Source organism: Thalassospira lohafexi (assembly GCF_002844275.1).
Taxonomy (GTDB): Bacteria; Pseudomonadota; Alphaproteobacteria; order Rhodospirillales; family Thalassospiraceae; genus Thalassospira; species Thalassospira lohafexi.
Map to the genome: position 1 here is coordinate 476,004 of NZ_NXGX01000005.1, position 10,975 is coordinate 486,978.

Sequence of the window (10,975 nt, forward strand, 5' to 3'; positions counted from 1 at the left end):
ACAAAGCCCGACAGTTTTCTGTCGGGCTTTGTGCATTCTCAAACACCTGCCACGAAAATCGCAATCGCACCAGCCAGCGCAAGCCCAATCCGCACAATCAATGGCCGCGGCGATATCAGGCCATACGATATGGCGGTCAAACCAATGGCCACCTTAAGTCCTGCTGCAATCGCCCATACGGGGTCTGACCCAAGATCAATCAGGGATGCATTGGCCACCATCGCCAACGGCACGATATACAGCCCAATACCCAACGCCATGGCCGAGCCCGCAACCTTGAGCCAGTTTTCTTCGACCATGCCCGCAGCAATGAAAACCGCACCACAAACCGGTGGTGTGATAGTCGAGAGAAGTGCGAACCAGAAAACAAACAGATGTGCCTGCAAAGGATCAAGGCCAAGCTCGATCAAGGCAGGACCGGCAACCGAAACGCAGATCACATAGGCTGCTGTTGTTGGCACTTCCATGCCCAAAATCAAACAGGCCAATGCGGTCAGAAGCAAAGCTGGCCAGAGCATCCCGCCCGAACCGGATAAAAGCAGCGATGTGATTTTCACCCCAAGTCCGGTTAGCCCAAGCACACCAATCACAATCGATGCACATAGAATGATCGAGCCGATCATCGCCACCTGACGCCCCGCATTCAGACAGACATCGGTGAAACGGTCCTTGGTGCGCGCCAGATCAAACGACAGATTTCCATCCAAGAACAGCAATGCCGCCCCGACAACAAGGGCCAGACAGGCCGAATATTGTGGCGTATAGCCCCCACCAAACATACCCCAAAGCAGAATGGTGAAGGGAACAAGGAAAAAGCACGATGTGATGATAACCGCACGCATGGTTGGTCGGTCTTCCTTTGGCACACCGGGAAGATCAAACCGCATGGCAAAGGCGTTAATTCCAACCCATACCGCAAGAAAATAGAGGAATGCCGGCAAGGTTGCAGCAACCATGATATCGACATAGGGTCGCCCGGTGAGTTCAACCATGACAAAGGCGCCAGCGCCCATCAAAGGCGGCATGATCTGCCCGCCAGAAGACGCCACCGCCTCAACCGCAGCCGCAAGGCGTTTGGGATACCCAAGCCGCGTCATGGCGGGCAAAGTAATCGCACCAGTTGATGCGACATTGGCCGATGCCGATCCCGAAATTGAGCCAAACAGAGCAGATGAAATAACCGATACTTTTGCCGCACCGCCCTTAAGACGCCCTGCAGCCGCACCGGCAACATTCATGAATCCCTGCCCGGCTTCGCCAGCATTTAGGACCGCACCGAAAATCACAAAAATCGCAACAATGCTGACCGATACACCGGTCAGGCTGCCCCAAAGGCCACCTTCGGCAATGGTCAATGTGCCCAGCATGCTTTCAACCGGAAGCCCCGCATGGCCAAATTCGCCCGGAACATATTCGCCAAACAGCGCATAAAGCAAGGCAATGCCCGCAACCATCGGCAAGGGCCAGCCAATGGCGCGGCGCGCCATTTCCAGAACAATCCCTAAAAGGACGGCGGCAATGGCGATCTGGCCATTGCCCATCAGGAAACCATACTGATCAGCAAGACTGCCATGGTTGAAAACAATCCAGCCACACCCGATCAGGCCAATCACAGTAAGGATCGCGCCAGATATATTTTGCGCCCGTGTTTTGGCAACAAAGATCAGTGCCCATGGCAAAGCCAGCGCCATGTGGATCGGACGGCTGACAAGATTGGGGACGAGGCCGGAAAAAATCAGCCAAAGGTGAAATGCAATTGAAATTGCACCAAGCATAATCCAGATGGGGCGAGAAATGGCCGACATGTTTATTCAGTTTGTTGGATAAAGAAGGGCCCGGCAGGTGCGCCGGGCCTGTTGTGTTTTTGAGCAATCAGGTGTTAGCGCTGATCATCGCGGACCGGGAAACCGGCCTCGGCATAATAACGCAATGCACCGGGATGAATTTTGCCCCCGATATTGCCCAGCATGTCTGGGGAAACACCATTCCACCAAGACGAGCTTTCACCCATTTTGGCTTTTTGCTCCCAGAATGTCTTGGTCAACTGATAGGCGGTTTCGTCATCCATCTCGGTCGTTGCAAAGGCCACAACCGACAGCGAAGCGGTTGTGATGTCTTCGTCCTGACCGCTATAGGTGCCCGCTGGAATAACCGTTTTGTCACGTTTGGTCAGTGCAAGTTGCTCATCGGAAAGTGACAGGACATTGACGTCCGTTCCGGCCGCTGCTTCGATCACGTTCGGCGCAGGCCAGGATCCCGCGGTAACGAAACCATCAATCTGACCGTTTTTAAGTGCGGCAACCGCGTTGGAAAGTTCGGCATCAGCCAGTTCAACTTTGCCGCCCAGACCAAACAGATCGAGGTATTTTTCACCTTCTTTTGCCCCGAAGGACCCCTTGCCCAGAAGGATGGTTTTGCCTTCAAGACCGGCGAAGTCGGTGGCACCAGAATCACTGCGCATCACAAAATGCATGGTCAGGGACGGGATCGGGAACAGGGCACGAACCGCTTCGAATTTTTCCGTCGGGCGCCCCTCAAACGGGCCTTTGCTGTTTTGTGCCAGTCCGACCAAACCGGGCGGGGAGGTAAACACATAGTTGCCCGAACGGACCATGGCTTCCATGACGTTCTGGACCGAACCCTGGCTTTCTTCAACCGTAATAATCACGTCACCATTGGTGCCGGTTTTCATCGCTTCGGAAAGCTGTGCGGCCATCTGGTAATAGGATGACGCAGCTTTGGCTGATTTCAGAGTGACACGGGTTTCGGCCTGTGCGGCAGACGCCGCAGACAGTGCCATAATACCGGCGGTAATTACGCCAAGTGTACGCAGAATATTCAAGGCTTCCTCCCCTTGTATGAGCAGTCCGCGTGCCGGCTTTGAATGCCGAACTTCGCAGCGAACCTTTCGTTGGTGGCAATAAGCGCAAAATACAGCCCCGTTTCAGGAGCGTTTTGGCAAAAATGACCCAAATTCACGGCCATAGAAAGCATGAAGTACATGAAGGTCAAGCTGCTTATGCGATTTCACAGCCTGTCAGAGATGTAAACCTTACGCCAAACGGGTCAGTTTTCACATGGCAGTTGTGCAAAACCGACGCTATTCGCGGCCAGGCTTCACGCTTAAAGGGACACAAGCATTCCCAAGGGAACATAACGCACAGAGCAGCGTTGATCTCGGGAACAGTTGTAAATCGTTTTAGCTCAGTACGTTGTAATGATTGACAGCTTTCCCACCCTTGCCGCAGGGTAGTTCCTGCATCACCAGAATTCAGTTGAGGATTCCATGCCGCGTTCGCCGGTTGCCCTGATTATTGCATTGTCTGCGACGCTGTTTGCCGCCTTTGCGCTTAACAGCGGGTCATCTTTGCAATCATCCCTGTTGGCGCTACGCGCTTCGGCAGAAGGATTCTCTCCGGTTTATACTGGTATCATCATGGCATCCTACTATATCGGCTTTGTCGCCGGGATTGTCTGGGGTGCCAGCCTTGTGAACCGGGTGGGTCACATCCGGACCTTTGCCGCCCTTGCATCAGCCGGTTCGGCGATCACGTTGCTCCATGCTGTGTATGTTGATCCGCTGACATGGTCGCTGTTTCGTGCCATGACCGGTCTTTGTCTTTCCGGCCTCTATCTGGTGGTGGAAAGCTGGTTGAATGCGCAGTCCGACAACACGTCACGCGGCAGCACAATTGCGATTTATATGACGGTGTCACTCGGTGGTCTGGCAATTGGCCAATTGCTGCTGAACATGTCACCAATCAGCAGCTTTGAGCTATTTACCGTTGCTTCGGTCTTGCTGTCGCTGTCGCTTGTTCCACTTGCTTTAACCCGTCAGCCACCGCCTTCCGCGGTTAGTGGCGAACGCATGACGTTTCGTCGTCTTTACAAAATCTCACCACTGGGGTTTGTCGCAGCATCCGGTGCCGGGGTCTTGTCCGGGGCGATTTACGGTGTTGGGCCGGTCTTTGCCGCCGAACTTGGTTTAAGCACGCAAAACGTCGCCTATTTCATGTTTTTTGTCATTCTGGGCGGCATGATCATGCAGTTCCCGATCGGCAAGCTTTCTGACATTGTGCCGCGCCAATACGTGATGATTGTTGTCTTACTTGGTCTTGCTGTTTGCGGGCTGATCCCGCTTGTCATCCCCGACGTGATCAAAGACAACCTGACACTTTGGGGCGGGATCACCGGGGTTTTCATCATGCCGATCTATGGATTGGCTGTAGCCTATGTGAATGATTACCTCGAACCCGAAGACATCGTACCTGCATCGGGCGGCCTTTTGATTATTTATGGCGGCTCAGCCGCAGCGGGTCCATTGCTAGGGTCGAGCGCAATCGGGTACTTTGGCCCTTGGGCACTGCCATTCCTGTTTTCCGTGATCGGGATTCTGGTTGCCGGATTTGCCATTTACCGTGCTGGGTTTGGTCGTCGCATCTCTCTCGAGGAGCAAGGTCAGTTCGTTGCTGTTCCGCGCACAACCCCTATGGCGTTTGAGCTGTCATCGATTACCGATGAAGTTCCCGACGACGGCGCGGACGGCTCCACAAAAGGCTCTTCGCAAGAGACCGATGAGGTCAGCGACCTTTTGACGCCGGATGGCACAGCACATCCCGACGACTATGGGCATGTCGCAGTCGATGAGGATGACGAAAGCGCGAAACCAGAAGCGAAATAAGAACGAGATTTATCAGGCTGCAGTCCCAAATCGGGATGCAGCCTGAATTATAATTGGGGCATCACCGCTATTTGGTGTTCACACAACCATATGTAATGGCATGTTTAATACGTGCCCGGCTGCCGTTCGATCATGGCGCGCCACAGGCCGTGCCCCTGCTTTGTGCGCGAGAACACGTCGGCCTTTTTGAGCCAATGTCAGGAAAATCAACGTTCTTTCGCCACTGCCGCATCTTATGGACAGCATTCCATAATGCGGAAAACATCCCAAAATAATAAAACCTGCTGTGGACCCACTGCGGTTTGAGACCATATGTTGTCTCAAACGTTATCGCGGGGTTCAGGATTTTCATGCCGGTTCCCGTGACGGTTCCAAGTCTGGTGAGAGTAAACATGACCCAACGCATCCAAAAAGGTGGCCTTCAGATCGCATCGGTTTTGCATGATCTGGTTGCCAACGAAGTCATTCCGGGAACGGGGATCAGTTCTGATCAGTTCTGGGCGTCGTTTGAAAAACTTGTCACTGAACTGGGGCCACGCAACAAAGCACTTTTGGCAAAGCGTGATGAGCTGCAGGCCAAGATCGACGAATGGCATGTGTCGCGTCAGGATCAGGCACGCGATCCGGTTGCCTATAAGAACTTTTTGATCGACATCGGCTACCTTCTGCCGGAAGGCGACGATTTTTACATCAGCACCACCAATGTCGACCCGGAAATCGCCCGTGTCGCAGGGCCGCAGCTTGTTGTGCCTGTGATGAATGCACGATATGCGCTTAATGCGGCCAATGCCCGTTGGGGCAGCCTTTATGACGCGCTGTATGGTACCGATGTCATTGACGATGCCGATGGCAAAGAAAAGACCAAGGGTTTTAACCCAAAGCGTGGGGCTGCTGTGGTGGCCTATGCGGCAAACTTCCTTGACGAAGCCGCACCGCTTGCAACCGGCCATCATGCCGACGTTACAAAATATGAAGTACGCGATGATGGATCGGGCTGGTGGACGCTGGTGGTGACCCTGTCTGATGGCAGTGAAAGCGCGCTTGCTCAGCCATCCCAGTTTATTGGCTACAACGAAAAGAACGGCGCACTTTCCGAAATTCTGCTGCGCAAGCACAGCCTGCACATCGAAATCTGCATTGATCCGACCCACCCGATTGGCAAAGAACATGCCGCGGGTGTCTCTGACGTGATCATGGAGTCGGCCGTTACGACCATTCAGGATTGCGAAGATTCAGTCGCCGCCGTTGATGCAGAAGACAAGACCCTTGCCTACCGTAACTGGCTTGGCCTGATGAAGGGTACACTGGAAGAAAAGTTCGAAAAGGGTGGCAAGACCGTAACCCGTCGCCTGAACCCGGACCGGACCTATAAGGGTGTTGACGGTCACGAAGTCGTTCTGCCGGGCCGTAGTTTGATGCTGGTGCGTAATGTAGGCCATCTAATGACGTCAGATGCGGTTCTTGATGCCAACGGCAATGAAGTGCCCGAAGGCTTCCTTGATGCCATGATCACGGGGCTGATTGCCAAGCATGACGTTGAAGGCAAGAACGAATTGGCCAATTCACGCCATGGCAGTGTCTATATCGTGAAACCGAAAATGCACGGCCCAGAGGAAGTCGCCTTGACCAGCGACCTGTTTGCCTTTGTCGAAAATGCGATTGATGTGCCCGAGCACACGCTTAAGGTCGGCATCATGGATGAGGAACGCCGCACAACGGTAAACCTTAAGGAGTGCATCCGGGCTGCCAAAGACCGTGTTGTCTTCATCAATACCGGTTTCCTTGATCGAACCGGTGATGAAATCCACACCAGCATGGAAGCTGGTCCTATGGTTCGTAAGGACGCGATGAAAGATCAATACTGGATCGCGGCCTATGAAAACTGGAACGTGGATGTTGGTCTTCAGTGCGGCATGAAAGGCGTTGCGCAGATCGGCAAAGGCATGTGGGCCAAACCTGATCGCATGGCCGAAATGATGGATGCCAAAATTGGCCATCCCAAGGCCGGTGCAAAATGCGCATGGGTTCCTTCACCGACCGCCGCCACCCTGCACGCCATTCACTATCATCAGGTTGATGTTCGGGCAGTACAGGATGAAATCGGCAAACGTGAACGGGCCCACCTTGATGATATCCTGGCGATCCCGCGTCTTGGCGATATCAAACCAATGCCAAGCGAAATTCAGGAGGAGCTTGATAACAACGCACAAGGCATTCTGGGCTATGTCGTTCGCTGGATCGACAGTGGCGTTGGTTGTTCCAAGGTGCCTGACATCAATGATGTCGGCCTGATGGAAGACCGGGCCACTTTACGTATTTCGAGCCAGCATATCGCCAACTGGATGCATCATGAGCTGTGCACCAAAGAACAGGTCATGGAAACCCTCAAACGTATGGCTGCGGTCGTTGACAAGCAGAACGCCGGGGACCCGACCTATCGCAATATGGCCCCGAACTTTGATGACAGTGTAGCCTTTGCAGCAGCCTGTGATCTGGTCTTCAAAGGCCGTGAACAGCCAAATGGCTACACCGAGCCGGTTCTTCATGCCCGTCGCCGCGAAGCCAAAGCGAAATACGGCGCATAAACACCGCCTTTACAATCGATCCCAAAACAAAAGCCGCCCACATCGTTGGGCGGCTTTTTATTGCACAAAGTGCTGCAGCATAAATTGCAGCATTTTAATCACTACGCACTCAGTGTCATGATCTCATAGCCTTTGTCGGTGACGACAAGCGTGTGTTCATATTGCACCGTGGCGTCGCCAGTATCAGAAAACAACGTCCAGCCATCATCACAATCCACCGCCCATTTTGCGCCAAGCGACAGGAACGGCTCGATGGTGATCACCTGCCCTTTTTTAAGGGTCCGGCGTTCTTTAGGATCATCCCATGTCGGGATGGTATGAGGATGTTCGTGTAGTGATTTACCAATACCGTGGCTCGCGAGATTACGGATCAGTGTATAGCCGCCCTTACGCGCGAAGTTTTCGACCTTAAGCCCGATTTCGCGGATAGGTGCCTTGTCGCGGACAACCTTGATCCCGGCCCACATGGCTTTTTTGCCATCGTCGCACAATTTGATCAGTTCGGGTTTTGCCGCACCACAGATAAAGCTGGCTCCAGTGTCGGAAAAATACCCATCAAGGGACGCGGAAACATCAATGTTAACCAGATCCCCATCCGCAAGAACCTGATCCCCGGGAATGCCATGGGCAACAGCTTCGTTGACACTGATGCAGGTCGCACCGGGGAACTTATATTCGCTTTCCGGGGCTGAAACGGCACCGGCGTCTTCAAGGACCTTTCGCCCGATGTGGTCAAGTTCTGCTGTGGTGATACCGGGTACTGCCGCAGCTCCCATAACGTCCCGGGCGCGTGCACAAATGCGGCCAATACGACGCAGATGGTCGAGTTCTTTATCCGATGAAATTGTCATTAAATGGTTATTGCGATGCTGTGCTGCGAAGTCAAGAAAACCTGCCATTCCACGATGCGATAACAGCCATCCACCGACTGGATTGTATCCTCCTGCCTCCCAAAGACGTCAGGCACGTGATGACGCGTCATTGCCAATCATATCTTGATCAGAATAAAGAACATATCCGTTCTTGCCGCGCGCCTTTGCAGCATAAAGCGCCTGATCTGCCTGATTGAGGAGGCGCTCAGGTTTTTGGGCATGACGTGGATAAAGGCTGATGCCAATGCTCATACAGATCGAAACGCGACTGCCACCGGTGATAAAGGGCATCAGGATTTCTTGCAGGATTCTTTCGGCCAGTGTGATTGATTGCGACTTTCCGTCACCCTCAACGTGAGACACAATCACCATTTCATCCCCGCCCAAACGCACGACAAGATCCCCGCCACGCACACAACGACGCAACCGTCTTGCGACCTCGCAAAGGACTTCGTCACCCGCCGCATGTCCCAGTTTGTCGTTGATCTGTTTAAAGTCATCGAGATCAAGCATCAGAACGGCCAGTTCGGATTTTTGACGGTCGGCCTGTGCAATGGCGTGCTCAAAATAAACATCAAGCGCCATGCGATTACCAAGTCCGGTCAGGGTGTCATGGTGAGCAATCCGTTCCATTTCACCAAGTGCCACATCCTTCTCCGTCAGCTTGGCCAAAAGGGCGCGCAGGTTCGACGAAAGAATGTTGATTTCACGCGCGCCCCGAATATCAGGCAAAACATCCAGATCGCCGCGTTTCATCGCTTCAATCGAATTTGCCATGCGGGTGATTGGCCCAACAAAGAAACCGGCCCCCCACCAAGCAATTGAACTGAACACAACCGCAAGCACCAAGCCCCAGATCAAAATATCGCGGCGCAGCAAATAAACAGGCTGAAGGGCATCCTCGACCCGTTGACGTACCAGAACAGACCAATTGAGCCCCTCATAATCAAGATGCCCGTCGGCGGGCGCATACCCCGTCAGATATTCATGCCCATCGGGCCATGTGCTGATTTTCCAGCCAATATGATTGCGGCGCGCCTCGTCCAGAGCGTCAATCGACAGGGTTTCCCCCACCATTTCCTGATCCGCACCCAGAAGGATTGTACCGTTCTCTGCGATCACGAAAATATCGACATTGTGATGCACGCCCTGACCGCTAAATAACGTGCGCCGAACCGTATTTGCCCATTCCCAACTCAGGTGCGCTGCAAACACTCCGTTCAGTTCATCATTCTCGCTGGTCAGCGGTACGGCGATATCAACAAACTGGATAGGTTCGCCTGTTGAGGATGGAAACTTGTCGGCAAGCAATTTTGCCTCATGCACATCACCAATAAATTGCCCGACCCGACCATACTGAAACACCGGTCGCTGAGCAATATTCGCACCCAGAAGAATATCCCCGGTCGAGGCGACAACTGTACCTTCGCGATCCAGAATTCCGATCCAGGTGAAAATTGGAATTTCCTTACGCAACCGGTTGATGATCGAACTCATTTGCTGCGTATTGGAAAAATCCTGAAAAGCCGTAAGCGTACTGAGAACAGAAACTTCGCCCCGATGGGTCCACATCGTGCGATCAAGTTCATCGGCCATCTGAAGCGCAATGTCGGAAACCCCAATACCGATCTGCTGTCGCAGGTCGGCACCGGACCGCTTGCCAATCACAAAACTCATCAAAACCGCCAGCCCGACAACAAGCAATGCCGTCGCCAAAGCAATCTGCACGCGGATTCCGACCTGCAGAAACTTTTTCAAGGTTAGTCCTCTCACTCTCCAATACTGTCAGCCATTGTTTTTTAATTTTGGTGGCCAACAGGTCACGGCTTTTTATAATTTCCGCTTATTTGATCGTAGATGTAGGGATCCTCAAAGCATTTTTTTAGAAGCGCTACAAACAAAATTAAACTGCAGCTGTTTCACTGAAAACCCGAATAAAGCCACGAACTTTAGTACTCTCCAGATAAGAGCCAACCCAGAACTCTCGATTCAAAACACCTGCCTTTGACAAGGAAATAATCGCACCTTTGTATTTGATGATATGCTTGAAAATCAGCGTATTAATCGTACCATCACGTGGTGAGATCAAAATGGAAAAGGTCGCCCCGCGCGGGCCAAATCACATAACCACTACCGAACGCAACCGACAACCTGACAGGGTGCTATGACCATTACCCAGATTATTTATTGGCTTGAACTGGCAGGTGTTGCGGTCTTTGCGATCACAGGCGCACTTGAAGCATCCCGACGCCAGATGGATGTTGTCGGCTTTGTCCTAATCGCGACCTTTACCGGCATTGGTGGCGGGACAGTGCGTGATGTGATTACAGGAGAAACGCCGGTATTCTGGATCAAGGACCCGTCATGGATTATTACCTGTATCGGCGCGGCGATCTTTACCTATTTTACCGCCCATCTTGTCGAGCGCCGCTATGTCGCGCTGATCTGGCTTGATGCACTCGGACTTGCACTTTTTGGCGTAACCGGGGCGGCGATTGGATTAAACCTTGGTGTGTCACCACTTGTTGCCATCATCCTTGGCATGATCACGGCAACATTTGGCGGCATGGTACGCGACGTGGTTTGTAATGAAATCCCGCTTATCCTGCGCCCTGAGATTTACATCAGTTGTGCTCTTTTAGGTGCCAGCATTTATGTGGTTGGCACGGATATTCTTGAACTTCCCCGCGGCCCGATTGCCTTCATCGCATTCTTTGCCGCCTTTATCCTGCGCGCCAGCGCAATCAAGTTCAAACTGGGGTTCCCAGTATATAAGGCGCGTCCGGGACGGGAGTATTGATCAGCATCATTTTGGTTTTTACGAAATATGCGCTTTG

Annotated in this window: 7 protein-coding genes; 3 read left to right on the forward strand and 4 right to left on the reverse strand. The window is 52.8% G+C overall.

Annotated elements, in window-relative coordinates; translation table 11 throughout:
- Window positions 1-38: 38 nt before the first annotated feature.
- Both COO92_RS14685 and COO92_RS14690 read right to left on the reverse strand, forming a co-directional pair.
- Window positions 39-1,805 (reverse strand): TRAP transporter permease, encoded by a 1,767-nt coding sequence (locus COO92_RS14685; protein WP_101303254.1) that lies wholly within the window; start codon window positions 1,803-1,805, stop codon window positions 39-41.
- Window positions 1,806-1,879: 74 nt separating this feature from the next.
- Window positions 1,880-2,842 (reverse strand): TAXI family TRAP transporter solute-binding subunit, encoded by a 963-nt coding sequence (locus COO92_RS14690; RefSeq protein WP_101303256.1) that lies wholly within the window; start codon window positions 2,840-2,842, stop codon window positions 1,880-1,882.
- 444 nt (window positions 2,843-3,286) lie between these two features.
- On the opposite strand from COO92_RS14690, the gene COO92_RS14695 reads away from it, so the two are divergent.
- Together COO92_RS14695 and COO92_RS14705 are read left to right on the forward strand one after the other, a co-directional pair.
- Window positions 3,287-4,681, forward strand: coding sequence for an MFS transporter (locus COO92_RS14695; protein ID WP_101303258.1), 1,395 nt, complete (start codon window positions 3,287-3,289; stop codon window positions 4,679-4,681).
- 392 nt (window positions 4,682-5,073) lie between these two features.
- Complete coding sequence (locus tag COO92_RS14705; RefSeq protein ID WP_101303261.1) at window positions 5,074-7,266, forward strand: malate synthase G; 2,193 nt, start codon at window positions 5,074-5,076, stop codon at window positions 7,264-7,266.
- A gap of 101 nt (window positions 7,267-7,367) precedes the next feature.
- On the opposite strand, the gene map is transcribed toward COO92_RS14705, so the two are convergent.
- Both map and COO92_RS14715 read right to left on the reverse strand, forming a co-directional pair.
- Window positions 7,368-8,165: a type I methionyl aminopeptidase gene (gene map, locus COO92_RS14710; RefSeq protein WP_240626453.1), complete on the reverse strand. Its 798-nt coding sequence runs from the start codon at window positions 8,163-8,165 to the stop codon at window positions 7,368-7,370.
- Window positions 8,166-8,225: 60 nt separating this feature from the next.
- Entirely contained in the window at window positions 8,226-9,896 is a 1,671-nt protein-coding gene (locus COO92_RS14715) for a GGDEF domain-containing protein (protein ID WP_101303263.1), read from the reverse strand.
- Between the two features lie 406 nt (window positions 9,897-10,302).
- On the opposite strand from COO92_RS14715, the gene COO92_RS14720 reads away from it, so the two are divergent.
- Window positions 10,303-10,938, forward strand: coding sequence for a trimeric intracellular cation channel family protein (locus tag COO92_RS14720; RefSeq protein WP_101303265.1), 636 nt, complete (start codon window positions 10,303-10,305; stop codon window positions 10,936-10,938).
- Window positions 10,939-10,975 lie beyond the last annotated feature (37 nt).

Coding starts and splice junctions, on each gene's coding strand:
- COO92_RS14685 (WP_101303254.1), bottom strand. CDS start 1,805: ATGTCGGCCATTTCTCGCCCCATCTGGATTATGCTTGGTGCAATTTCA.
- COO92_RS14695 (WP_101303258.1), top strand. CDS start 3,287: ATGCCGCGTTCGCCGGTTGCCCTGATTATTGCATTGTCTGCGACGCTG.
- COO92_RS14705 (WP_101303261.1), top strand. CDS start 5,074: ATGACCCAACGCATCCAAAAAGGTGGCCTTCAGATCGCATCGGTTTTG.
- map (WP_240626453.1), bottom strand. CDS start 8,165: ATGGCAGGTTTTCTTGACTTCGCAGCACAGCATCGCAATAACCATTTA.
- COO92_RS14720 (WP_101303265.1), top strand. CDS start 10,303: ATGACCATTACCCAGATTATTTATTGGCTTGAACTGGCAGGTGTTGCG.